Source organism: Paraburkholderia sp. CNPSo 3274, assembly GCF_024206475.1.
Lineage (GTDB): Bacteria > Pseudomonadota > Gammaproteobacteria > Burkholderiales > Burkholderiaceae > Paraburkholderia.
This window is the reverse complement of record NZ_JAMBPR010000004.1, coordinates 64,721-89,602: the sequence shown is the minus strand read 5'-3', so window position 1 is coordinate 89,602 and position 24,882 is coordinate 64,721. Positions and strand designations below refer to the sequence as shown.

Here is a 24,882-nt window from a genome sequence, read left to right as displayed (position 1 = left end):
TTCGATGCGCTGCGTCGGCGCGAGATCGACGCTAACCTACGGCAACTAACCGGACCGAAGAGAGGAGACAACCCCAATGAACGGACAATGGACCCAGGTGAAGTCGCACGACGGCGGCGAATTCCGCGCCTACACGGCGCTGCCGCCCGAGGGCAGCGGCCCCGGCCTCGTGCTGCTGCAGGAGATCTTCGGCGTGAACGGCTACATGCGCGCGCTCGCCGACCGTTATGCCGAGGAAGGCTACGTCGTGATGGTGCCGGACCTGTTCTGGCGTCTGGAGCCGAACGTCGATCTCGGCTACGAAGGCGCCGACGCGCAGAAGGCGTTCTCGCTCTACGAGCGCTTCGACGTCGCCCTCGCGATGCAAGACGTGGCGCAAACGCTCGCCGCGCTGCGCGCGCATCCGCAGCATCGCGGCAAGGTCGGCGTGGTGGGTTTCTGCCTGGGCGGCAAGCTCGCGTACCTGAGCGCGACGCGCACCGATGTCGATTGCGCGATCGGCTATTACGCCGTGGGCCTCGAAAACCAACTGGGCGAAGCCTCGCGCATCACCTGTCCGCTCATGCTGCACTTCGGCGCCGACGACGCCCACTGCGACGCCGCCACGCGCGAGCGCATCACGCAGGCGCTGGCGGGCAAGCCTGGCGTCGAGCTGTATACGTACCCGGGTTGCGACCACGCGTTCGCTTCGTCTTCGCGCAAGACGTACGACAAGCCGGCGACGATGATGGCCTACTCGCGCACGCTCGCCATGCTGCGCCGGGTGCTCGGCCCGATCTACGACTTCAACGCGCTGTGGGAAGAGCACTGCTATCACGAGTTCGTCGCGCGCAACCCGAGCGACGTGATGCCGACGATGGTCGCGCAGCCCTACGTCAACCACATTCCCACGATGACGGGCGGCGTGGGCCACGACGAGCTCAAGCGCTTCTACACGCACCACTTCGTGCATTCGAACCCGGAGGATACGCGCCTGATCCCGATCTCGCGGACCATCGGCTCGGACCGCGTGGTGGACGAGTTCATCTTCTGCTGCACGCACGACCGCGTGATCGACTGGCTGCTGCCGGGCCTCGCGCCCACGGGCAAATACTTCGAAGTGCCGATGCTTGCCGTGATCTGCTTTCGCGGCAACAAGCTCTATAACGAGCACATTTACTGGGATCAGGCTTCGGTGCTCGCGCAGATCGGCGCGATCGATCCCACCGGCCTGCCGATTGCGGGCGCGCAGAGCGCAAAGAAGCTGCTCGACGAAACGCTGCCCTCGAACACGCTCATGGCGCGCGCCTGGAGCGAGAGCGAAGGCAAGCCGTTCTAACGCGTACGTTTCGCGCGTGCGTGATCAGTTGAACGGATTGTCGACGATGCCGGGCTTCTGGTCCGGCTCGTCGGCGACCTTCGCGGGCAGGTGCGGGTCGGCCTGCAGTTTCTTCACGACGTCATCGAGCGCCGCCTTCAGCGCCAGCGCGGCGGCGAGCCCGCGCTTGTCGCGCGTGAGTTCCAGCGTGCCGGCTAGCGTCACGCGCGTCGTGCCGTTCGTGAGCGTGAGCGCGTCGCCTTGTACGTTGAGCACGTCGTTGTCGTTTGCGTATGCGTCGAACACCGTTTGATCCTCCTTCTGCGTGACGGGGCGCGCCTACCAGCCCCATTTGCTCACGGCAAAGCCGCGGCCGTTGAATGAGACCTTTTCCCTGGCCGCGACGTTCGCCGGAATACCCGGGAACGCAATGCCGCTCTGCGCTTCGAGATCGCGCACCGAGCGCACGTCATAGCGATCGACAGCCGTGTTGTCCGCGACGATCGCGAACGCGAGCTGCTGCGATGGCACGTACACGACCTTGAAGATCTGCGTTGGCACGAGCACCCGCGTCGCGCCGATCGTCTGGAGCTGTGCGCCCGAGAAGAGCGGGCCGGTCACGACATAGGCGTCGCCGTACTTCGATGCGAGCTTGCGCACGGCAGTTTCGATATGGGCCCAAAGGCGCTGGTTGTTCTCGCGATTCTGCGGAACCATGTTGGCGAGTGAAAACGATTCCGCCATGGCCTGTGCATTCCAGCGATTGCCCGCGGGGCTCATGTGGCCTCGGTCGAAGCCGCTGCGCTTGTAGTCGGCGAGCGTCGCGCCTTCGCCTTCGGGCAGGCGGTCGTCTTCGAAGAAGCGGTTCGTGCGCGTCATATCCTTCGCGGCTTCGAGGTGATCGCGCGTGAGATGCTCGGCGGACCACAGCGGCCCGTGCGTGACGCCCGAATGCAGCACGACAAAATCCGAATAGCAGAGCATGCGCGTTTTTGGCGCCATGCGTTGATTCGTGAGCGTCGGGAACTGGCCGTCGGGCACGAATTGCGAACAGGCCGGTGCGGCGGCTGCATGGCTCGCGGCCGCGAGCAGCAGGGAGGAAACAAGCGAGGCAAACAGCTTCTTCATCGAAATGACAGACTGGACTGGGGTGGGATCAAGCGGGCTGAAAGTATAGCGGGCGCATGGCGGCAGGTGGAGGCGGGAGCAAAGCGCGGCGCAAAAAAACGCGCGCCCGCGAGGTGGGCGGGCGCAAGCGAGAGGTGATGCACAAGCAGATGCAATGAGCGCGGCAGCGTTGCGTTGCTGCGCGAGGAGCGAGGCGGCAAATGATGCCGCCTGCATTCAATCGATTAGATCATCAACAACGACTCAGCCTGCAAAAAGCGAATGCTCGGCGCGGACCATCTGGCGGTCCACGGCCTGGAGGCGCCATTGGCCTTCCATCGGCGAGTGCGAGGTTTCGCACGACCATGTCGCGTCGCCGTGTGCCGAACTGATTTCCTGGCGGCGGTTCACATGCAGGCCGCGTAGCGTGCACAGCGGCTCGTTTTCGAGCGGCGCGCATAGCGACGTGACACCATTCACATCGCGCAATTCACCCCATTCTGGCAGGTCGATCCCTTCGTGAGACTCGCGGGACCAGCGTTGCTGGTCGGTGTCGAGCCAGAGCACTGCATAGTCGTGATTGACGGTCGGATCGGAACCGTTGATCAGGATCGTAAGTCGCATGGCATCTCCGCAAAATTGATCGGGCGCGTCGGCAATTTCAAAGTCTAGGACGACTCCGCGCGCGCGCAAAGTGAAGAGTGCAGGACAGATCGTCGCGAGCATGGCGCGTGCCTGGGCCGGCCCCCTTTGTGTCCATTTCTGCCCGCGTAAACCCGGCTACGCTATCGCGGGGATTGAAAATCACAATTGGGAACACAAACGCCACAACCTAGATTAATAGTGCGGCGAAGTCGCCCGCGCATGCTGCATTGCACGAAGGCGAATTGCGTCGCGTCCCCACATATCAGGTCGAACGATGGAGGCACAGATGGCACAGCTAAAGGGCTCGAAGACGGAACAGAACCTCAAGGATGCATTTGCCGGCGAATCACAGGCCAACCGCCGTTATCTGTATTTCGCAGCCAAGGCCGACGTAGAAGGACAAAACGATGTCGCGGCACTGTTTCGCTCGACCGCCGAAGGCGAAACCGGCCACGCGCACGGCCACCTCGAATATCTGGAAGCGGTAGGCGACCCGGCAACCGGGCTGCCGTTCGGCAGCTCGCGTCAGAATCTGCAGGCGGCAATTGCGGGCGAAACGCACGAATACACCGACATGTACCCCGGCATGGCCAAGGTCGCGCGCGACGAAGGCTTCGACGAAATCGCGAACTGGTTCGAGACACTGGCCAAGGCGGAGCGCAGCCACGCCAACCGCTATACGAAGGCGCTGGACGTGCTGGCCGATTGAGGCGGATTGAGCGTCGCCGCGTGCTTTACGGCACGCATCCATGACGCGCGCGCTGTTTTTGTTTCGCGTGCCGGGCAAGCACCGGCGCGCATACGCGCGCGCTCGTTTAGCCGCGTATTTGGCTGATAAATAAAAGAAGGAGACGTCATGCCCCACAAGGAAGGCAGTCTCGAAGCGCCCACCCGCCATCCGCTCGACTGGCGCTCCGACGCTTTTTACGACCAGGCCCAGCTCGATACGGAACTCGCGCGCGTGTTCGATATCTGTGCGGGCTGCCGGCGCTGCGTGTCGCTATGCGGCGCGTTTCCCGCGCTGTTCGATCTTGTCGATGAAACCGATAGCGGCGAAGCACACGACGTCGACAAGGCATCGTTCGACAAAGTCGTCGACCAGTGCTATCTGTGCGATCTCTGCTACATGACGAAGTGCCCCTACGTGCCGCCGCATCCGTGGAATGTGGACTTTCCGCATCTCATGCTGCGCGCCAAGGCCGTTCACTATCGCAAGGGCGAAGTGAAGCTGCGCGACCGCGTGCTCTCGAATACCGACGCGCTCGGCCAGATCGCCGGCATTCCCGTCGTCACGCAAACGGTCAACGCGATCAATCACACGAAGGCGATGCGCGGCGCGATGGAAGACATGCTGGGCGTCGACCGCAAGGCGTGGCTGCCCGACTTCGCCACGCACAAGTTTCGTAACGTTGCAAAACGGGCGGCATCGAGCGAGGTGCGCGACGGCGAACGCACGCCGGGCAAGGTCGCCATTTATGCGACCTGCTACGTGAATTTCAACGAGCCCGGCATTGGCCACGATCTGCTCGCTGTGCTCGACCACAATGAGATTCCCTACGAGCTGGTGAAGAGCGAATGGTGCTGCGGCATGCCGCTGCTGGAGCAGGGCAATCTGGAGGGCGTGGCGCACAAGCAGTCGCAGAACATGCCGATGCTCGCGCGTTACGCGCGCGAAGGTTATGCGCTGATCGGCGCGGTGCCGAGCTGCGTGCTCATGTACAAGCACGAGCTGCCGCTGATGTTCCCCGACGACGCCAACACGAAAGCCGTGAGCGACGCGTTCTGGGACCCGTTCGAGTATCTCGTGGCGCGTCATCGCGACGGCCTGCTGAAGACCGATTTCCGCGAGCCGCTTGGCAACGTGTCGTATCACGTGCCGTGTCATGCGCGCGTGCAGAACATCGGCCGCAAGACTTTCGACCTGCTTTCGCTCGTGCCCGAAACGAAAGTCACCGTGGTCGAGCGCTGTTCGGGCCACGCGGGCACGTTCGGCGTGAAGAAGGAGTTCCACGCCATGTCGATGAAGATCGGCACGCCCGTGTTCAAGCAGATGGCGCAGGCCGAGCCAGGCCAGGCCGGGCCGAACTTCATCTCGTCCGATTGCCAGCTCGCGGGGCATCACATTGCGCAGGGCATCGAAGAGAACCAGCTAGGCGAGCCGCCGCTCGCTCATCCCATTACCTTGCTGCGCCGCGCCTATGGCATTTAGGCCCCGACGCCACCACGCAACATTCACGAGGCACGACTCATGACGATCGCGAGAAATTCGCTGTTGACGCTGGAAGCCTACGCCAGGGTGCGGGGCGATATGCGCAAACGCATCATCGAGCACAAGAAGCAGCGCGTGGTATCGCTCGGCAATCACCTCACGTTCCTGTTCGAGGACGAGACCACGATTCGCTACCAGATCCAGGAGATGCTGCACATCGAAAAGATCTTCGACGAAGACGGCATTCAGGGCGAACTCGCGGCCTATCTGCCGCTCGTGCCCGACGGCGGCAACCTGAAGGCGACCATGCAGCTCGAATACGAGAGTGAAGTCGAGCGGCGCGCGGCGCTTGCGCGGCTTATCGGCATAGAGGACAAGGTGTTCGTTCAGGTGGATGGCGAGCCGCCCGTCTACGCGATTGCCGATGAGGACCTCGAACGCGAGAACGCCGAAAAGACTTCGGCGGTGCATTTCGTTCGGTTCGAACTCACGCGGCAGATGAAAACGCGCTTGCGCGAAGGCGCCACGCTCACGATAGGCTGCGATCATCCGAACTACCGCGTACCGACGCAGACCATCGACGGCGAGGTGCGCGCCTCGTTACTCAAGGATCTCGCCTGAGGCGCTTCGCATGCCTTGTCAAACGTCCTTGCGGTACATGACGAAACCAGGCTTCACGGCCACGTCGTCGTAAAGCCGCATCGCCGTGTGATTCGTCTCATGCGTGTGCCAGTATACGCGCGACGAATTCGACGCCTTCGCGTGCGCATACACGGCTTCGATCAGCGCGCGGCCCACGCCCTGGCCGCGCGCGTCTTCTACGGTGAAGAGATCCTGCAAATAGCAGATCGGCCCTTCCAGAATCGTGTTGCGGTGATAGATGAAGTGCACGAGGCCGAGCACGCGCTCGCCGCGCACAGCGATGAGCGCGTGCATGGGCTCGTAGCCGTCGAAGAAGCGCGACCAGGTCGTGCGCGTGATGTGTTCCGGCAGCGCGGTTGCGTCGAAGCGGCCGTAAAAGCGGTTGTAGCCGTCCCAGAGCGGCAGCCATGCATCGAAATCGTCGGGCGCGACGGCGCGGACTTGAAGCGTCGTGTCGGTCATGTGTTGTCTCCTTCTCCTTGTTGACAGGCTTGCCCAAACTCCCAAGCGTAAGCGACTTGTGGCACCATTGTTAGTCCCACCGAAACATAAAACAATGGAGCCACGGGTTTGGACTACGCGTTGATGATGACGGCCTATGCGAAGCGCGCCGTGCGCAAGCTCACGCAGCAGGACCTGCTTTACGAGAGCCTGCGCCGCGCGATTCTCGACGGCGACATTGGCCGCGGCACGCGCCTCGCGTCGAGCCGCGCGCTCGCGGAGCAACTCGGCATTGCGCGCAATTCGGTGCTCTATGCGTATGAGCGGCTCGTGGAAGAGGGCTTCGTCAGCGCTACGCGCCACGGTTCGGTCGTCAACGCAGTCAGCGCCGGTGCAGCGGTAACGCCGGCACAAGCCGCACAGCGCGAGGATCCCGTACCTGCGCTTGCGCGCCGCGTGCGCGAACTGCCGCCGCGCCGCTCGGGCCGCGATGGTTCGAAGGCGCTGCGCCCCGGCGTGCCCGCGCTGGACGCGTTCCCCTACGCGCAATGGCGTACGGCGGTCGAACGCGCGTTGCGCGAGTTGCGCGCGCACGATCTCGGCTATGGCGACAGCGCTGGCATGCCCGCGCTGCGTCAGGCGATTGCACAATATGTGCGAGTTTCGCGCGGCGTGCGCTGCCAGCCCGGCCAGGTGTTCGTCACGGACGGCACGCAGTCGAGCCTCGACCTGTGCGCGCGTCTCTTCGCGGACGAAGGCGAACGTGCGTGGATCGAAAATCCGGGCTATCTGGGCGCGCGCGTGGCGTTTACGGCTGCGGGGCTGGAACTCGTGCCGATGAGCGTGGATGCGGCGGGCATGGCGGCGCGCCCAGAGGACTGGCGTGAGCGGCCACCACGACTCGTCTATCTCACGCCGTCGCACCAGTATCCACTTGGCTGCGTGCTGAGCCTCGAGCGGCGGCTCGCGCTGATCGAGCAAGCGCGCGCGTGCGGCGCGTGGATCGTCGAGGACGACTACGACAGCGAGCTGCGCCACGACGGGCCGCCGCTGCCGTCGATCCAGGGCCTCGCCGACGACGCGCCCGTGATCTATCTCGGCACGTTCAGCAAGACGCTTTTTCCGGCGCTGCGCATCGGCTTCATGATCGTGCCGCAGCGTGTGGCGGCGCAGTTCGCGCAGGCGCATCACACGCTCGTGCGCCAGGGGCGCGTGGCGGAACAACTGGCGCTGGCGGAATTCATCGAAAGCGGGCGCTACGCGCGCCATTTGCGGCGCATGCGCAAGCTCTACGAAGAGCGCCGTGACGGTCTGGTCGCCGCAATCGATAAACATCTGGCCGGCATGATGACGGTGTCGGCGGACGCGGGCGGCATGCATTTGAGCGTACGCCTCGACGCGCCGCTCTCTGACGCCGATGTGAGCGAAGCCGCGCGCGCACATGGCCTGCATCTCTCGCCATTGAGCGCGTATTGCGTCGATGCACCGGACGCCACGCGCTACAACGGCTTCCTGCTCGGCTATGCGGAGACGCCGCCGCAGGTTGCCGACACGCTCATGCAGACGCTCGCGCGCATCGTGCGCGAGCGTCTGCCAGCGGCTTCATCGCTTACTGATGGCCCGCGATCCCATGCGGCAGATAGGGCGCTTCGAGCGTCTTGATCTCTTCGTCGGAAAGCTTGAGCGAGAGCGCCGCGACAGCGTCTTCGAGATGCTGCGGTTTCGACGCGCCGATGATCGGCGAAGTGATGCTGGGCTTGTGCAGCAGCCAGGCGAGCGCAACCTGCGCACGCGAGACGTTGTGCGCACGGGCGATGGTTGCGACCGCATCGATGATGGCTTTGTCCGCATCGGCGCCGTAGAGTGTCTTGCCGAACTTGTCGCTGGCCTCGCGCTCGCTTGTTTCGTTCCAGTCGCGCGTGAGGCGGCCGCGCGCGAGCGGGCTCCACGGCATCACGGCAATGCCCTGATCGGCGCATAGCGGCAGCATTTCACGCTCTTCCTCGCGATACAGGAGGTTCACGTGGTCCTGCATGCTCACGAACTCGGTCCAGCCGTTCAGGCGCGACGTGTAGAGCGCCTTGCTGAACTGCCAGGCGTGCATGGACGAAGCGCCGATATAGCGCGCCTTGCCGGCCTTCACCACATCGTGCAGCGCTTCGAGCGTTTCTTCGATGGGCGTGTTGTAGTCCCAGCGATGGATCTGATAGAGATCGACGTAATCGGTGCCGAGCCGTTTGAGGCTATGGTCGATTTCCGTGAGGATGGCCTTGCGCGAAAGACCCTGGCCGTTCGGACCGGGCCGCATGCGGTTGTAAACCTTCGTGGCGAGCACGATGTCGTCGCGCTTGACGAAGTCGCGCAGCGCGCGCCCGACAATCTCCTCCGAGGTGCCGTCCGAGTAGGTGTTCGCGGTGTCGAAGAAGTTGATGCCGGCGTCGAGCGCCTGGCGGATGAGCGGGCGGCTGGCGTCTTCGCCGAGCGTCCACGGGTGCGTGCCGCGCTCGGGCGCGCCGTAGGTCATGCAACCGAGGCAAAGACGCGAAACCTGCAGACCTGTCGAGCCGAACCTGACGTAATCCATTGCTGTTGCTCCTGGCGAAAAGGCGATTCAAGCAGAGGAAGTGCGTGCGCCGCGCGAGGGCGGCGGACTTTCGCAAGGGTATAACAGGCCGGGAGAACGTGCAGGGCGTGCCGCGTCAGAACATTTCCATCACGCGGTGGTAGAGCATGCCGACTTCGATCGCGGGCCGCCGCCACGCGTGTCCGCCGGGGAAGCGCGCGTGCCGGAGCCGCGCGAACAGATCGAACGAGGTGCGCTCGCCGACGATGGCCTGCGCAACGAGACGCCCCGCAATGCCTGTGAGCGCGACACCGTGCCCCGAAAAGCCTTGCACATAGTAATAATTCGGGTCGATCGCGCCGAAGTCTGGCGCGCGGTTGCGCGTGACATCGACAAAGCCGCCCCACGCGTATTCCACGCGCGCGCCGGCGAGCTGCGGGAACGTATCGCTCATGCGCGTTTGCATGGCCGCCGTAAGGCGCTCGGGCGCGGCGCCTGTCGAATCGGCGCGCCCGCCGAACAGCATGCGGTCGTCCGCCGAGACGCGGAAATAGTCGAGAAAGAAGTTGTTGTCGCACACGGCGGAACGTTGCGCGATCAACGAGTCAGCCATTTCACGCCCCAGCGGTTCGGTCGCGATGATGTACGACGCAATGGGCGCGATGCGCGCGGCCACGCTGTCGGGCAGCACGCCGCCCGGAGCGGCGTTGCAGCACGACACCACGAAGCGGCAGCGTACTTCGCCGTGCGCCGTTTTGACCACGGGCCGGGCACCGCGTACGACTTCGAGCGCACGCGTATGCGCGAAGAGTTGCGCGCCTTCGCGTCGCGCGGCGGCAGCGAGGCCAAGACAGTACTTGAGTGGATGAAGATGCCCCGAGACCGGATCGTAGACGCCCGCGATATAACGCTGCGATGCCACGCGTGCGCGCGTGGCATCGGTGTCGAGCCATTCGAGGCGATCGTAGCCCCAGCGCGTGCGAGCGGCGTCCATCCACGCGCGCAGGTCCGGCACGCGCTTTGTTTTCGTTGCAACGGTCAGATAACCCGGCGTGAAGTCGCAATCTATACCATAGCGCGCAATGCGTTCGCGCACGAGGTTCACGCCCTCGATGGAGAGCGCCCACGCCGCGCGTATGCCCTGTTCGCCGAGTTGCTTTTCGAGTACTTCGTCTTTGGCGAAGCCCACGAGCGTCTGCCCGCCATTGCGGCCCGAGGCACCCCAGCCGGGACGATGCGCGTCGAGCACCACGACCGACAGGCCGCGCGCGCGGCACTCGAGCGCGACCGAGAGCCCGGCGAAACCCGCGCCGATCACGCAGACGTCGGCGTCGAGCGTGCCTTCGAGCATGGGCTCGTCGTCGGCGGGGCGCGTGGCGGTGGCTTCGTAGTACGAGTGGCGGGCGAGGGCGTCCGCCTGGGCGTCGAGGTCGAGTGTCATTAGGGCTTGTTCACATTCATAACGGGCTTGCGAACGTGCCTTGCCGGCTGTATTGCAAGGAGGGTGGCGCGCCGTTTGGCCGAGCCAAACAAGCGACGCGCGACGCCGCAATGCAGCCGGCAAGGCACGTTCCCCAAACTTTGAATTTTATTCCACGGGCTGGCCGCCAGAAGGGCCGATCGCTGCGTCATGCTCCTCACGAATACGTCGAGTATTCGCTTCGTCACAGTCCTTGCGCTCGGCCCTTCCGGCGGCCAGCGCAAGCCCGTTATGAATGTGAACAAGCCCTAAAGCAGGTCCTTCATTCGATACCACGCCATCGCGAGCACGAGGGCAGGGGTTCGCAGTGTAGCGCCGCCTGGGAAATCGCGGTGACGGATCTTGCCGAACAGGTCGAAGCGCGCGGCCTGGCCGTGGATCGCTTCGGCGATCAGCGTGCCCGCGAGTCCCGTGGTGTTCACGCCGTGGCCCGAGAAGCCCTGCGCGAAATACACCGTGGGCGAGAGGCGGCCGAAGTGCGGCGCGCGGTTCATCGTGATGTCCACGTAGCCGCCCCACGCGTAATCCACCTTCACATCGGCGAGTTGCGGAAACGTTTTCAGCATGTCGCGGCGCATGGCTTCGCCTAGATTGGGCGGCGCGAAGGTGGAATAGCTCACCTTGCCGCCCCAGAGCAGGCGCGTGTCCGCGGCGGGACGGAAGTAGTCGAGCACGAAGCGGCTATCGCATACGGCAGCCTGAGCGGGCATCAGCGCGTTCATGCGTTCGGCGCCGAGCTTTTCGGTGGCGATCACATAGGTGCCCACGGGCATGATCTTGCGCGCCAGCGCGGGCGCGAGATGGCCCAGATACGTATTGCATGCGAGCACGACGAATTTCGCGCGCACGTTGCCACGCGCGGTTTCGATCACATGTGCGCCGTTTTCTTCGCGCAGGCGCGTGACGGGGCTGTTTTCGTACACGCGCACGCCGGCTTCGACCGCCGCGCGCGCCAGCCCGAGTGTGTAGTTCAGCGGATGCAGATGCCCGCTATCGGGATCGTAGAGGCCGCCGGGATAGCGCGACGACGCCACGTAGCGCCCCACCCCGTCGCCGTCCACGTACTGCAAGCGGTCGTAGCCGAAGCGCTGCGCCGCCTCGTCGCGCCAGCGCTTGAGCGCATCCACGTCGCGGGCCTTGTTCGCGGCGGTGAAATAGCCTGCCGTGAGCGCGCAGTCGATGTTGTGCTGCTTGACGCGCCGCTTAACGATGTCGAGCGTTTCCAGACCCATGTCCCAGATCTGCCGGACCTCGGCTTCGGGCATGAACTGCGCGAACGTGTCGATATCGCAGGCAAAACCGCCAATCAACTGCCCGCCGTTTCGCCCGCTTGCGGCCCACCCCATTCGCGAGGCTTCCACGAGCGCGACGCGGTGGCCGCGTTCCGCGAGGTTGAGCGCGGCCGAAACACCTGTGAGGCCCGCGCCGACCACGCAGACGTCGGCATCGAGCGCACCTTCGAGCGCGGGGTGCGTGGTGGTGTCGTTGGCGGTGGCCGCGTACCAGGACGGGGCATGAGGCTGATTGGCGAATTTGAGCATAGGGAAAGCAAATCAGGAAGCAGCGGGCGACAGCACGAGGCCGGCGCCCGCCGCGACTTCATCAGAACGAGTAGATGAACTGGGCGCCCAGCAAGTCGTTGCTCTTGCCGTACGAACCATCGCTGTTCAGGAACACGCGCTGCGTGGCCCAGTCGTGGCGATATTCCACCTTCACCTGGATCTGCTGCGTCGGGTAGAACAGCAGGTCGAGCGCGACGTCCTGGCGTGTCGCGCCCTTGCACTCGAAGCCGAAGCCGCCGCCGGCCTTCGAGTTTGCCAGGCAGTCAGCACCAATGCCGAAGCCGTTGTACGGGTCCATGCCGTTCGAGTTGAGCACGATGCCACCGCCGCCGCCGCCGTTCTTGCCGTTCGCGAGCAGGTCGTAGCGCGCCGTCACGCCCATGCGGCCCACCACCGGCGCGTTGAACTTGCGGTGCGCGAGCAGCGAGAAGCCGTACCACTGCGCGTTGCCGCCGTTGAACGCCGCGCGCTGCTGCTGGCCGTAATCGACTTCGGCGCTGTACTGGATGTCCGCGAGCGTGTAGGTCGCGTCCATTTCGCCGAAGAAGAAGTAGCCGCCCGAACTCGACGCCTGGCCGCCCACGCCGTACACGGCCTGGCCCGTCGTCGAATCGAATGCGCTCGGCAGCGTCTGGCGGCCGATGTTGAACGAGCCGCCGATGTCGAGTGCGCTGGACCACGTGTAGTCGGCACGCGCCGTGAACGTCGGGATCCTGTTGCTGGTGGTGATCGGGTCTCCGAGCGCGTTCTGGCCCGTCTGCACGACCGCGCCATTGGTGCGGTACTGCTCGTTGCCGATCATGAACTTGAACGCCCACTGGCTGCCGTCCGGCGTGTAATTCCAGCCAATGCCCACATAGCTGCCCGGATCCGAGAAGTCGTAGAGCAGGTTGTGCGTGAGCGTGAGCATCTGGTTCGACTGCTGCACCTCGTAGCCGCCGAAGCTCGGCATGAGACCGGCGACGAACGTGCCCGTGGAAGTCACCGGCACGGTCACGACGGCGGTGTTCAGGATATTGTTGCCAATCTCGCCGTGCTCGTTCTGCAGCAGCGTGATGCCGTTGCCGCGGTTGGGCATGAGCGTGATTTCGGCAGACGGCGCCATCGGGCCCACGCCGAAGGTCTTCTTGATGTCGAGATAGACGTCGCCGAACGTGCTGTTGAAGTAGTTATACGCACCGGTGTGGTTTGCGAACAGGAACGACGAGGTGCCCGGCGCGCGGTTGTAGATGTACGTCGGGTCGATATAGCCGGTGATCGAAAGGCCCGCGAGCGGACCGGTATTGGCGGCGTCGCTGAGCGAATCGACCTTGAGTTGCTGGCTCGCGATCTGCTGCTTCATCGCATCGACCTGGTCGTTGGTCAGGTTTGCCTGCGCCTTGCCGTAATCGGGCGAGCTGATGTCGATCGGTGCTGCTGCGGCTACGGGTGCCACCGGTGCTGCGGCTACCACCTTGCCTGTGCTCTTCGACTGTGCCAGCTCGGTCTTCAGGGACTTGACCTCTTTTTGCAGGGCGTTGAGCTGCTCCTGCAGGGCCTTGATCTGTTCGCTGGTCGAGTCGGCAAAAGCGAGCCCTGGCAACGCCCCGGCCACCAGCAGACAGATTAACTTCTTCTTCATTGGAATTCTCCTTGTTGGTCGTTATTACAGATACTTCGGCGTGTGGTTGGGGCGCGGCGGGCGGCGCGGCGCCGCCACCCGCACGGGTCGCATATGGGTTCTTATGGATTCCTCATCACGCCGCGCGCCGACCGATCGGCGCACCCACCGCGCCGGCAGGGGCGGTGGGCGTGATGGCTTCCGAGGCATCGGGCTGGACGAAGGCGAGCTGCATGTCGCGCATGCGCTTCTTCTCGCGCGCCGACATGAGCTGGTTCACGGCGATCACGCCAATCGTCACGGCGCTGATGAAGAGCGTGGCGAGGGCGTTCATCTCCGGGTTCAGACCGAGGCGCACGCGCGAGAACACGACGAGCGGCAGTGTGGTCGAGCCCGGTCCGGAAAGGAACGCGGAGAGCACGAGGTCGTCGATCGAGAGCGTGAACGAGAGCAGCCACCCCGAGAGCAGCGCTTGCGAGATGAGCGGCAGCGTGATGACGAAGAACACCTTGAGCGGCGTGGCGCCGAGATCGAGCGCGGCTTCCTCGAGCGACTTGTTCATCTCCTTCACACGCGACTGCACGATGATCGCCACATATGAGACGCACAGCATGACGTGGCCGATCCACATGGTCAGTACGCCACGGCCCTTTGGCCAGCCGAGGAACTGCTCCATTGCGACGAAGAGGAGCAGCAGCGAAATGCCCTGAATGACCTCGGGAATCACGAGCGGCGCGTTGATCATGCCCGCGAAGAACGCGAAGCCCCTGAAGCGGCCCATGCGGGCGAGCACGTAACCGGCCCATGTGCCGATCGCGACAGAGGCGAACGCCGTCATCAGACCGATTTTCAGCGACAGCCACGCGGCGCTGAGCAGTTCGTCGTCCTGCAGCAGGGCGGCGTACCACTTCAGCGAGAAGCCCGACCATACGGTGACGAGCTTGGACTCATTGAACGAATACACCACGAGGCTGACGATCGGGATATACAGGAACAGCATGCCGAGCGTGAGCACGCCTGCGGAGAGTGCGCGATTGGGCTTGATCATTTGCGGTCCTCCAGTTCCTTGACCTGGTTGTGCTGGAAGAGAGCCATCGGCACGAGCAGCAGCAGCACCATCGCGACGGTGACGGCGGAGGCCATAGGCCAGTCCATGTTGTTGAAGAACTCGTCCCACATCACGCGGCCGATCATGAGCGTGTCGGCGCCGCCGAGCAGTTCGGGAATCACGTACTCGCCCACGGCGGGAATGAACACGAGCAGGCTGCCCGCGATGATTCCGTTCTTCGAGAGCGGCAGCGTGATCCGCGTGAAGGCCACCCAGGGCTTCGCGCCCAGGTCGTAGGCGGCTTCGAGCAGCGTGAGGTCCATCTTCACGAGGTGCGCGTAGAGCGGCATCACCATGAAGGGCAGGTACGAATAGACCATGCCGATGTAGACGCCCGCGTCGCTGTGATAGAGACGCAGCGGCGAGTGGATCAGGCCGATGGCCATGAGCGCGTGGTTGAGCAGGCCGTCGTCCTTGAGAATGCCGATCCACGCGTACACGCGGATCAGGAACGATGTCCAGAACGGCAGCATCACGGCCATCATGAGCAGGTTGCGTGTGGCCGGGTTCGAGCGCGCGATGTAGTAGGCGATGGGGTAGCCGATCAGCAGGCAAAAGATCGTGGAGACCGCCGCCATCTTCAGCGAGCTGATATAGGTGGCGATGTAGAGGCTGTCCTGCAGCAGGAACGCGTAGTGCCCGAGTTGCAGCGCAAAGTGCACCATGCCGTCCTTCATCTCGACCAGGTTCGAGTAGGGCGGTACGGCCATCACCTGGTCGGCGAAGCTGATCTTGAGCACGAGCACGAACGGCAGCGCAAAGAAAAGCGTGAGCCAGATGAACGGCACGCCGATCACGGCGGTGCGGCCCGAAGGCACGAAGCGGGAGAAAAAGCGCACGATTGCGGGACGGCGCGCATCTGCGGCTGCGCGGCCTGATCCAGGCGTGGTGGGAATAGTGGTACTCATGATTGAGGCCTCCTTACTGCGTGAGCACGACGCCGCTGGCCGGCGACCAGGACACGTAGACATCGTCGTTCCAGGCGGGCGCACCCTCGTTCATGAGGTGCGAGCTGGAGAGGTTCGAGACGACCACCTTGCCGCCCGGCAGACGCACGTGATAAAGCGAATAGCTGCCCATGTAGGCGACATCCGTGACCACGCCACGCGCCCAGTTGTGCGGCGTGCCTGGCTTCTCGCGCGTCACGCGCACGCGCTCCGGCCGCACCGAAATGCCCACGGGCATGCCGAGCGGGCCCGTCACGCCGTGGCTCACGTACATGCGCGTTTCGAGGTCTTCGCTTTCCACGAAGATGTGATCCGGCTCGTCCTCGACGACCTTGCCTTCGAACAGGTTGGTCGAGCCGATGAACTCGGCCGAGAAACGGCTGTTGGGGAATTCATAGACTTCGCCGGGCGATCCGATCTGCACGATGCGGCCTTCGCTCATCACGGCGAGGCGGTTGGCCATGGTCATCGCCTCTTCCTGATCGTGCGTGACCATCACACAGGTGACATCGACTTTCTCGATGATGTTCACGAGTTCGAGCTGCGTCTTCTGGCGGATCTTCTTGTCGAGCGCCGACATGGGCTCATCGAGCAGCAGGAGCTTGGGGCGCTTCACGAGCGAGCGCGCGAGCGCCACGCGCTGCTGCTGACCGCCGGAGAGTTGGTGCGGCTTGCGCTTCGCATAGCTGCTCATCTGCACGAGGTTCAGCGCGTCGGCTACGCGTTCGCGGATCTCGTTCTTCGGCACGCCTTCCTGCTTGAGACCGAACGCGACGTTCGTTTCGACGCTCATGTGCGGGAAGAGCGCATACGACTGGAACATCATGTTGACGGGGCGGCGGTACGGCGGCAGCGACGCGAGGTCTTCGCCATCGACGAAGATGCGCCCCGACGTGGCCGTTTCGAGGCCCGCGAGCATGCGCAGCAGGGTGGATTTACCGCAGCCCGAACTGCCGAGCAGCGCAAAAAGCTCGTTCTTGGCGATGCTCAGGCTCACGTTGTCCACGGCGGTGCTCTCGCCGAACTTCTTGACGACGTTTTCGATACGTACGAATGCGTCGTTCTTTGCCGGGGTCGCGTTGGCGCGCAGAGCTTCTGGGGCGTTGACTTTAGACGTCGAGTTCATGATCTGACCTTGGTTCCTTTCTGATCGCAGTACACGTTTTTCAGGCGCGAGTCGGCCCGCACGGGGCGCTGACGCGACTCGCGATTAGTACTGCGAACGGAGCTCGGGAAAGGCTCGCGCGCGTCGTCAAAAAAGGGGGGCGGCGCTGCGCGGCCGGACTTCGGAATTGCGCACTTCAGGCGGAGAGGGGTCGAGCGATCCCTCTTCCGCGTTGTCTCCTTCTTGTTTCCTTCAGGGGGGAATCAGCGTGTCAGCGACCGGTCTTCAACTGGGCCCACAGACGGTTTTCAAGGCGCAGGATGTCAGCCGGCATCGGCTTCATCAACGTCATCTTCTTGAGCACGTCTTCCGGCGGGTACACCGTCGCGTCCTGCGCGACTGTCGCCGTGACGAACTGGCGTGCGGCCTTGTTCGCCGTCGGGTAGAACACTTCGTTGGTGATTTGCGCGTTGACCTTCGGATCCGAGATGTAGTTGATCCACTTCATCGCATTTTCGGGGTGCGGCGCATCCTTGGGCACGACCATCACGTCGAACCACAGCAGGCCGCCTTCCTTCACGTTCGAGAACTTGACGTCATACGAGCGCTTGGCTTCCTCGGCGCGGCGGTGCGCGATGCCGACGTCGCCCGACCATGCCACGGCTACGCAGATATCGTTGTTCACGAGGTCGTTGATGTAGCCCGACGAATTGAACTGGGTGATATACGGACGGACTTTCTTCAGCACTTCAAACGCGGCCTGATAATCCGCGGGGTTCGTGCTGTTGGGGTCCTTGTGCATGTATTGCAGCGTCGCTGCGAACACGTCCACGGCCTGGTCGAGGAACGACACGCCGCAGCCCTTGAGCTTCGAGAGATTTTGCGGATCGAGCACGAGCGCCCAGCTATCGACCGGCGCATTCGGCCCGAGTGCCTTTTCCACCGCCTGCTTGTTGTAGCCGATGCCGTCGGTGCCGAACGCCCAGGGCACGCCGTACTGATTGCCCGGGTCGGCATCGGCGATCATGTGCATAAGCACGGGATCGAGGTTCGCGAGGTTGGGGATCTTCGACTTGTCGAGCTTCTGGTATACGCCGGCCTGGATCTGCTTGGCCATGTAATTCGATGTGGGCACAACGATGTCGTAGCCCGAGCTGCCTGCGAGCAGCTTGGCTTGCAGTGTGTCGTCGCTATCGTAGTTATCGTACTTTACCTTGAGGCCCGCTTCCTTTTCGAAGTTCGGGATCGTGTCTTTCGCAATGTAGTCGGACCAGTTGTAGACGTTCAAATCGCCGTCGGCCGCGTGCGCAGTCTCGCTGGAAATGGCCGTGAGGCCTGCACACGCTGCGAGGGCCGCGATCGCGACCGCATGACGAAGATGACTAACACTCATGTTGCTTTCCCCTGAAGATGAAGATCGGCGGGAGGCCCAGCACCCCGTTGCGCCGCCCGCCGTGGACTAGTCGCGTTAAGAAAGACCCAGTTGTTGCGCAGTAGCGTCGACGGCCTTCTTCGCCTTCGACACGATTTCATCGATCTCGCCGCGCGTGACGACGAGCGGCGGCGAGAGCAGCATGCGGTCGCCCGTGGCGCGCATGATGAGGTTGCCGTTGAAGCAGAAGTCGCGGCAGAGCGTGCCCACATCGCCGCCATTCGCGAAGCGCTTGCGCGCCTTCGGATCTTCGGCGAGCTGCAGGCCCGCCACGAGACCCGCGCCCGAGATGTCGCCGATGATCGGATGATTGGCGAACGTCTCGCGCAGGCGCTGCTGGAAGTACGGGCCGGTGTCGTTCTTCACGCGCGTGACGATGCCTTCGTCGCGCAGCAGCTTGAGGTTCGCCACGGCCACGGCGGCGGCGACCGGATGCCCCGAGTACGTGAGGCCGTGATTGAAGTCGCCGTTCTCGATGAGCGCCTTGGCGATGCGGTCGTGAATGCCCACTGCGCCCATCGGCACATAGCCGCTAGTGAGGCCCTTGGCCATCGTGATGAGGTCGGGCTCGAAGCCGAAGTGCTGATGCGCGAACCATTCGCCGGTGCGGCCAAAGCCGCCGATCACTTCGTCGGCGCAGAGCAGGATGTCGTACTTGCGGCAAATGCGCTGAATTTCCGGCCAGTAGGTCGAGGGTGGGAAGATCACGCCGCCCGCGCCCTGGAACGGCTCACCGATAAAGGCGGCCACGTTCTCCGCGCCCACTTCGAGAATCTTCGCTTCGAGCTGCTGCGCGCGCGCGAGACCGAATTCCTCTGGCGACATGTTGCCTTGCGCTTCGCCATAGAAGTACGGCTGGTCGATGTGCACGATGTTCTCGACCTTCGAGGGCATCTGCTCGTGCATGTAGCCCATGCCGCCCAGCGTACCGCCTGCAATGGTCGATCCGTGATACGCGTTCCGGCGCGAGATGACGACCTTCTTCGAGGGCTTGCCTTGCGTGAGCCAGTACTGATGCACAATGCGCAGCACCGTGTCGTTGCCTTCGGAGCCGCTGTTGCAATAGAAGAAGTGGTTGAACGGCTCGGGCGAAAGCTGTGCGAGCAGTGCCGACAATTCGATGACCGGCGGGTGCGTGGTCTTGAAGAACGTGTTGTAGAAGGGCAGTTCCTGCATTTGCTCGTATGCGGCGTCGGCCAGTTCCTTGCGGCCATAGCCCACGTTCACGCACCAGAGCCCGGCCATGCCGTCGATGATCTGGTTGCCTTCCGAGTCCCACAGGTACACGCCTTTCGCCTTCACGATCACGCGGCTGCCCGTCTTGTTGAGCGAGCCCATGTCCGAAAACGGATGAATGTGATGCGCGGCGTCCAGCGCGCGGTACTCGCTCGTCGAGCGTGTCGTTCGGCTGGATTGGGCGCGTAGCGTCGTCGGCACTTCCTGCAGCGCGCTGGCGGGGGCGTCGATTCGATAGCTCATTGCTGTGTCTCCTTTCGTTTACACGTGCAGCAGCAGGTGCTTGCGTTCCCACGAACTGATCACGCGGAAATACGCTTCGTATTCGGTTTCCTTGAGCGCGAGGTAGGCGCGCACGAACTTCTCGCCGAGGATGTCCTTGAGCGGCTCGCACGAGCCCATCAGCGTGAGGCCTTCTTCGAGGTTGCGCGGCAACTGGTAGGGCAGCGAGTAGCCGTCGCTCACGAGCGGCTCGGTGGGCTTGAGGTGCTGCGTCATGCCCAGATAGCCGGCGGCCAGCGTGCCGGCGATCGCGAGGTACGGGTTGGTGTCCACGCCGGGAATGCGGTTTTCCACGCGGCGCGCGGCCGGCGAAGAATACGGCACACGGAAACCCACAGTGCGGTTGTCGTAGCCCCAGGCCACGTTGATCGGCGCGGCCATGAAACGCGAAAGGCGGCGATACGAGTTGATGTACGGCGCGAAGATCGGCATGAGTGCGGGCGTGTACTTCTGCAGGCCCGCGATATACGCATAGAACATGTCGGTGGGCTTGCCATCCGAACCCGTGAAGAGGTTCTGGCCGCTTTCCGCGGAAACGAGGCTCTGGTGCACGTGCATGGCCGAGCCCGGTTCGTTCTCCATGGGCTTCGCCATGAAAGTGGCGTACATGTGGTGGCGCAGCGCTGCTTCACGCACCGTGCGCTTGAAGAGGAACACGCGGTCGGCGAGATTGAGCGGATCGCCGTGCATGAAGTTGATCTCCATCTGCGCCGCGCCCACTTCGTGAATGAGCGTATCGACTTCGAGGCCCTGAATATCGCAGTACTCGTAGATGTCTTCGAAAAGCGGGTCGAACTCGTTCACCGCTTCGATCGAATAGGCCTGACGGCCCGTTTCCGGACGGCCCGTACGGCCGATGGGCGGCGCGAGCGGAATATCCGGATCCTTGTTCATATCCACGAGATAGAACTCGAGTTCCGGCGCGATCACCGGCTTCCAGCCCTTCGCGGCATAAAGGTCGAGCACGCGGCGCAGCACGCGGCGCGGCGAGATCTCGACCGGCGTGCCGTCGAAATGCACGCAGTCGTGAATCACCTGTGCGGTGGGATCGACGGCCCACGGAATGATGCGGATCGTCGAGGGGTCGGGCACACACACCATGTCGGGGTCGGTGACTCCCGTGAGGCTCCCGTCTTCGGGGTAATCGCCCGTCACGGTCTGGATCATCACGGCTTGCGGCAAGCGCATCGCCTCGCCCGATTCGAACTTGCTGCGCGGGATGATCTTGCCGCGCGCAATGCCCGCCATGTCGGGGATGATCGCTTCGATTTCGGTGATGTGGTGCTTCTTCAGGAATTCGTCGATTTCATGCATGATCTTTCTCTCTGTTTTGTATGAGCCGGCATCAAGCGTGGGCGGCGCGCGGCGCGTGCGCCACGTCGTGTCCGGCCCCGCCCGGTATTCGGGCCAGCATGTGGTTGCGGCAGGCTTCGCCGAACGCGTGGAAGATGGCGGTGGACAGCGCGTCGGCGGCGTATTTCCATTCGGGGTGCCACTGCACGCCAAGCGCGAAGCTCTGTGCGTTCGCTACGCTCACGGCTTCGATGAGGCCATCGGGTGCGAATGCCTCGGCCACGAGGCCCGCGCCCAGCCGTTCGATGCCCTGGCCGTGCAGCGAATTCACGCGTGCTTCGCGTGCACCACTCGCAAGCTGTTGCAGCACACCGCCTTCCACGAGCTTCAATGCGTGCGCCGGACCGTATTGCGTGTCGAGCGGATCGTCCTTGTTCTCGCGATGGTCGTCATAGCGTGCAACGTTGTGCACCTGCTGATGCAGCGTACCGCCGAACACCACGTTCATCTCCTGGAAGCCGCGGCAGATGGCGAGCACTGGCACGCCGGCTTCGATCGCGGCGCGCATGAGCGGCAGCGTGGTGGCGTCGCGAGCGGGGTCGTGCAGCGTGCCTGCCTCGCTCGCCGGGCCGCCATAACGATCCGGCTCTACGTTCGAATAGCTGCCCGTGAAAAGCAGTCCATCCACGGCTTCGAGAATGTCGGCCGCAGCCTGCCGCTCGCCCAGGGCGGGCAGCACGAATGCGAGCGCGCCTGCTCCATCCACAGCCGCGGCGATGTACTTCTCGCCTGCAACGTGTGACGCGTGCGGTCCCATCATCGTGCGGTCGGCAGTAACACCAACTAATGGTCTGATTCGCATGACTAATGATTCGCTTGCTTGCCCGTGCGTGATGGGTCGGCGCGACGGGCGTGACATGACCTTGCAGCCTTGCGGGACGCAAAACTACAAACCCTGTGTGCTCCGCGCAGCGGCGCTAACGTATGGCGCTGCGCGTGGAGATCATGTAGGCGGTTCGTTTCTTGCCGTTGTGAGGTGCGACGGTGTTCAGGCGTGCGCAGCCACATCGCAGTGGCGCGACAAGACACTTCGCGAACCAACGACGGCGAAGAAAACGAACGACGCAGGAAGGAGAGGCGCTAGGGCAGAAGCGACGCGACTTCGTCCGTGTGGACGGCAATGAAGGCGCGTGCGGAGACCGAGTTGTGACGCCGAACAGAGCGGCGGGAAAGGATCGTGAAGACGGACAGGAACAGGCGAGAGGCAAGCCTGCCGCTACTGCCGTCGGCGATGGCGGTGCAGTCACTGCGAAGACACCTCGCATGACTACGATCCCACCTCACCAGAGGGCCACGGACTCTCACAATAACACTCGACTGGTTGCGTTGAAAAAGACGTCTGGTTCAAGCATTCGAGTTCGTCAATTTGGGAGATGCATTAAACATTGAACGACATCGATGTATTGCTTTCCAAACTCGGCCAACTCGCTATGTTTCTCGCATAAAACGCGGTTTTTGCGTTGCAACGCGGCAGAAACGATGCAGTGTTCGACCTGTAGTTCAGCATATACGAGTCAAAAAGGGCGTCAATTATTTTTTCAAATTTTTGATGTCAGCACTTTCCCCGAGAGCCCTGTGAAATAGCACCCTGTGCGAAATATCGGCTCCTGCACTTATATTTCGAATAACTTACAGGGGTTTGTACTGACGCAAAATAAAGCAAACTGATTAGAATATTCAACACTCCACTGCGCCCTGTCCACGTGGTCTCACTGCCAACAGTCCTTCATCGTGTCCGAGTCCGCATCTGTGTCATCCGAAGTCGCCACGCGCCTGCGCTATGTTCGCAAACGCTATGGTTTGTCGCAGCGCGAACTCGCCAAGCGCGCGGGCGTGACCAATGGCGCGATCTCGCTGATCGAGCAAAGTCGCGTCAGTCCCTCTGTTGGCTCGCTCAAGAAGCTGCTCGAATGCATACCGATGAGCCTCGCCGAATTCTTCACATTTGACCTGATGGAAGGGACAGAAGTCGTGTCGCGGCGCGGCGAAATGCCGAACCTCGGCAACGAATCGATCGAGTTCTATCTGGCCGGCGCGAACATGAAGGACCGCAACATGGGCATCATGCGCGAGGTCTATCAGCCGCTTGCCGATACCGGCCCTGAAATGCTGGTGCACGCGGGGCACGAAGGCGGTGTGGTCGTCGCCGGGCAACTCGAGCTGACCGTGGAGAGCACGACGTGGCTGCTCGACCCCGGAGACAGCTACTACTTCGAAAGCCGCTTCCCGCACCGGTTTCGCAATCCCAGCGCGAACGAAGTCTGCGAAGTGGTGTCGGCCAATTCGCCGCCCACCTTCTGACTCCCTGATCGCGCGAACCCGTTTCACCTGACGCCGCGTTGCGACGTGCAAGGTGGATCGCAAATCATTGAGGCATCCTGATGGAAAAGAAAACTCTCGCTTACTGGCAGGACAAGGCCGCGACGCTTTCGATCGAAGGCCGCGCATTCATCGACGGCGCGTATCGCAACGCGTATTCGGGCCGCACGTTCGATTGCGCGAGCCCGATCGACGGCCGCGTGCTCGCGAGCGTGGCCGATTGCGGCGCAGCCGATGTCGATGCCGCGGTCGGCGCGGCTCGCCGCGCGTTCGACGCAGGGGTATGGGCAGGCCTGAATCCGCGTGCGCGCAAGGCCGTTCTGCTGCGCTGGGCCGCGCTCATGCGCGAGCATCTCGACGAACTCGCGCTGCTCGAAACGCTCGACGCAGGCAAGCCCATTGGCGACACGACGACCGTGGACGTGCCGGGTGCGGCTTATTGCGTGGAATGGTTCGCTGAAGCCATCGACAAGGTAGGCGGCGAGGTCGTGCCCGCCGATCATCATCTCGTGGGGCTTGTTACGCGCGAGCCCATTGGCGTGGTAGCTGCCGTCGTGCCGTGGAATTTCCCAATCCTGATGGCTTCGTGGAAGTTCGGGCCCGCGCTCGCGGCGGGCAACAGCGTCGTGCTCAAGCCTTCGGAGAAGTCGCCGCTCACGGCCATTCGCGTGGCGCAACTCGCGCACGAGGCCGGCATTCCGGCGGGCGTGTTCAACGTGCTCCCGGGTGGCGGGGAGCCTGGGAAGCTGCTCGGCCTGCATCGCGACGTGGACTGCATCGCGTTCACAGGCTCGACCAACGTGGGCAAGCAGATCATGCAGTACGCCGGCCAGTCGAATCTCAAGCGCGTGTGGCTGGAGCTTGGCGGCAAGTCGCCCAACATCGTGCTGCACGATTGCCCGGATCTCGACCGTGCGGCGAACGCGGCGGCGGCCGCGATCTTCTACAACATGGGTGAAATGTGTACGGCGGGTTCGCGCCTGCTCGTCCATCACGAGATCAAGGACGTTTTCCTTGCGAAGCTCGTCGAGGCCGCGAAGGCCTATAAGCCTGGGAATCCTCTCGATCCAGATGTGTCGATGGGCGCGATCATCGACAAGATTCAGCTAGACCGGGTACTGAGCTATATCGAAGCCGGCCGCAAGGATTCGAAGCTGCTGACAGGCGGCGAACGCGTGAATGCCCAGGGCGGCGGCTTCTATGTCGAGCCCACGGTGTTCGATACGCATCACGATGCGAAGATCGCGCGCGAGGAAATCTTCGGGCCGGTGCTTTCGGTCATCACGTTCAGCACGATCGACGAGGCAGTGCGCATTGCCAACGACAGTGACTACGGGCTCGCGGCTGCCGTCTGGACCGCGAACCTCACGCACGCGCATGAAATTTCGCGCAGGCTGCGTGCGGGCACGGTGTGGGTGAACTGCTACGACGAAGGCGGGGACATGAACTTCCCATTCGGCGGCTTCAAGGAATCCGGCAACGGCCGCGACAAGTCGTTGCACGCGCTCGAAAAGTACACGGAACTCAAGTCCACGCTCGTGCGGCTGCGCTAAC

23 protein-coding genes are annotated in these 24,882 nt (G+C 63.2%); 7 read left to right on the top strand and 16 right to left on the bottom strand.

Annotated elements, in window-relative coordinates; all coding sequences use genetic code 11:
- Positions 1-76: 76 nt before the first annotated feature.
- Positions 77-1,318, top strand: coding sequence for a dienelactone hydrolase family protein (locus tag M3I54_RS03800; RefSeq protein ID WP_254333156.1), 1,242 nt, complete (start codon positions 77-79; stop codon positions 1,316-1,318).
- Positions 1,319-1,342: 24 nt separating this feature from the next.
- Here the strand turns inward: M3I54_RS03800 and M3I54_RS03795 are convergent, their stop codons facing one another.
- The 3 genes from M3I54_RS03795 to M3I54_RS03785 all read right to left on the bottom strand — a co-directional run bounded on the left by M3I54_RS03795 (position 1,343) and on the right by M3I54_RS03785 (position 3,028).
- Positions 1,343-1,603 carry a hypothetical protein gene (locus tag M3I54_RS03795; protein ID WP_254333154.1) on the bottom strand — a complete coding sequence of 87 codons (261 nt, stop codon included), beginning with the start codon at positions 1,601-1,603 and terminating at the stop codon, positions 1,343-1,345.
- Positions 1,604-1,636: 33 nt separating this feature from the next.
- On the bottom strand, positions 1,637-2,425 hold the full coding sequence (locus M3I54_RS03790) for a DNA/RNA non-specific endonuclease (RefSeq protein ID WP_254333151.1): 789 nt from the start codon (positions 2,423-2,425) through the stop codon (positions 1,637-1,639).
- A 243-nt stretch (positions 2,426-2,668) separates the two neighbouring features.
- A complete protein-coding gene (locus M3I54_RS03785) occupies positions 2,669-3,028 on the bottom strand; it encodes a DUF3564 domain-containing protein (protein WP_042268533.1) in 360 nt (119 codons plus the stop codon).
- Positions 3,029-3,335: 307 nt separating this feature from the next.
- On the opposite strand from M3I54_RS03785, the gene M3I54_RS03780 reads away from it, so the two are divergent.
- From M3I54_RS03780 to M3I54_RS03770, 3 genes are all read left to right on the top strand, one after another.
- Positions 3,336-3,758 carry a rubrerythrin family protein gene (locus tag M3I54_RS03780; protein ID WP_254333149.1) on the top strand — a complete coding sequence of 141 codons (423 nt, stop codon included), beginning with the start codon at positions 3,336-3,338 and terminating at the stop codon, positions 3,756-3,758.
- Between the two features lie 147 nt (positions 3,759-3,905).
- The gene (locus M3I54_RS03775; RefSeq protein WP_254333147.1) at positions 3,906-5,258 is read left to right on the top strand and encodes a heterodisulfide reductase-related iron-sulfur binding cluster; all 1,353 of its coding nucleotides are present in this window, start codon (positions 3,906-3,908) and stop codon (positions 5,256-5,258) included.
- A 39-nt stretch (positions 5,259-5,297) separates the two neighbouring features.
- Positions 5,298-5,879, top strand: coding sequence for a DUF3501 family protein (locus tag M3I54_RS03770; RefSeq protein ID WP_254333145.1), 582 nt, complete (start codon positions 5,298-5,300; stop codon positions 5,877-5,879).
- An 18-nt stretch (positions 5,880-5,897) separates the two neighbouring features.
- Here the strand turns inward: M3I54_RS03770 and M3I54_RS03765 are convergent, their stop codons facing one another.
- Positions 5,898-6,362 (bottom strand): GNAT family N-acetyltransferase, encoded by a 465-nt coding sequence (locus M3I54_RS03765; RefSeq protein ID WP_254333143.1) that lies wholly within the window; start codon positions 6,360-6,362, stop codon positions 5,898-5,900.
- Positions 6,363-6,470: 108 nt separating this feature from the next.
- Between M3I54_RS03765 and M3I54_RS03760 the strand changes: the two genes are divergently transcribed.
- Positions 6,471-8,003: a PLP-dependent aminotransferase family protein gene (locus M3I54_RS03760; protein WP_254333141.1), complete on the top strand. Its 1,533-nt coding sequence runs from the start codon at positions 6,471-6,473 to the stop codon at positions 8,001-8,003.
- Here the strand turns inward: M3I54_RS03760 and M3I54_RS03755 are convergent.
- The 12 genes from M3I54_RS03755 to M3I54_RS03700 all read right to left on the bottom strand — a co-directional run bounded on the left by M3I54_RS03755 (position 7,951) and on the right by M3I54_RS03700 (position 22,314).
- Entirely contained in the window at positions 7,951-8,925 is a 975-nt protein-coding gene (locus M3I54_RS03755; protein ID WP_254333139.1) for an aldo/keto reductase, read from the bottom strand. The genes M3I54_RS03760 and M3I54_RS03755 overlap by 53 nt on opposite strands.
- 115 nt (positions 8,926-9,040) lie before the next feature.
- Positions 9,041-10,345 (bottom strand): FAD-binding oxidoreductase, encoded by a 1,305-nt coding sequence (locus M3I54_RS03750; RefSeq protein ID WP_254333137.1) that lies wholly within the window; start codon positions 10,343-10,345, stop codon positions 9,041-9,043.
- Between the two features lie 287 nt (positions 10,346-10,632).
- Complete coding sequence (locus tag M3I54_RS03745) at positions 10,633-11,925, bottom strand: FAD-binding oxidoreductase (RefSeq protein ID WP_254333134.1); 1,293 nt, start codon at positions 11,923-11,925, stop codon at positions 10,633-10,635.
- Positions 11,926-11,986: 61 nt separating this feature from the next.
- Entirely contained in the window at positions 11,987-13,567 is a 1,581-nt protein-coding gene (locus tag M3I54_RS03740) for a DUF3138 family protein (RefSeq protein WP_254333132.1), read from the bottom strand.
- Between the two features lie 115 nt (positions 13,568-13,682).
- Positions 13,683-14,594 (bottom strand): ABC transporter permease subunit, encoded by a 912-nt coding sequence (locus M3I54_RS03735; RefSeq protein WP_254333129.1) that lies wholly within the window; start codon positions 14,592-14,594, stop codon positions 13,683-13,685.
- A complete protein-coding gene (locus M3I54_RS03730) occupies positions 14,591-15,562 on the bottom strand; it encodes an ABC transporter permease subunit (protein WP_254333127.1) in 972 nt (323 codons plus the stop codon). The genes M3I54_RS03735 and M3I54_RS03730 overlap by 4 nt, the downstream gene beginning before the upstream one ends.
- A gap of 13 nt (positions 15,563-15,575) precedes the next feature.
- The gene (locus M3I54_RS03725) at positions 15,576-16,727 is read right to left on the bottom strand and encodes a polyamine ABC transporter ATP-binding protein (RefSeq protein WP_254333125.1); all 1,152 of its coding nucleotides are present in this window, start codon (positions 16,725-16,727) and stop codon (positions 15,576-15,578) included.
- Between the two features lie 250 nt (positions 16,728-16,977).
- Positions 16,978-18,099, bottom strand: coding sequence for a polyamine ABC transporter substrate-binding protein (locus M3I54_RS03720; RefSeq protein WP_254333123.1), 1,122 nt, complete (start codon positions 18,097-18,099; stop codon positions 16,978-16,980).
- A gap of 75 nt (positions 18,100-18,174) precedes the next feature.
- Positions 18,175-19,617, bottom strand: coding sequence for an aspartate aminotransferase family protein (locus tag M3I54_RS03715; RefSeq protein WP_254333121.1), 1,443 nt, complete (start codon positions 19,615-19,617; stop codon positions 18,175-18,177).
- 18 nt (positions 19,618-19,635) lie between these two features.
- Positions 19,636-20,970, bottom strand: a complete 1,335-nt coding sequence (locus M3I54_RS03710; protein ID WP_254333119.1) for a glutamine synthetase family protein — start codon at positions 20,968-20,970, stop codon at positions 19,636-19,638.
- Positions 20,971-21,001: 31 nt separating this feature from the next.
- A complete protein-coding gene (locus M3I54_RS03705; RefSeq protein WP_254333117.1) occupies positions 21,002-21,811 on the bottom strand; it encodes a gamma-glutamyl-gamma-aminobutyrate hydrolase family protein in 810 nt (269 codons plus the stop codon).
- Positions 21,812-22,089: 278 nt separating this feature from the next.
- On the bottom strand, positions 22,090-22,314 hold the full coding sequence (locus M3I54_RS03700; protein ID WP_236596917.1) for a hypothetical protein: 225 nt from the start codon (positions 22,312-22,314) through the stop codon (positions 22,090-22,092).
- Positions 22,315-22,758: 444 nt separating this feature from the next.
- Here M3I54_RS03700 and M3I54_RS03695 point away from each other — a divergent pair, with 444 nt between their 5' ends.
- Together M3I54_RS03695 and M3I54_RS03690 are read left to right on the top strand one after the other, a co-directional pair.
- Positions 22,759-23,310, top strand: coding sequence for a cupin domain-containing protein (locus tag M3I54_RS03695; RefSeq protein ID WP_254333115.1), 552 nt, complete (start codon positions 22,759-22,761; stop codon positions 23,308-23,310).
- Between the two features lie 80 nt (positions 23,311-23,390).
- Positions 23,391-24,881: an aldehyde dehydrogenase gene (locus M3I54_RS03690; protein ID WP_254333114.1), complete on the top strand. Its 1,491-nt coding sequence runs from the start codon at positions 23,391-23,393 to the stop codon at positions 24,879-24,881.
- The last annotated feature ends 1 nt before the right edge of the window (position 24,882 follow it).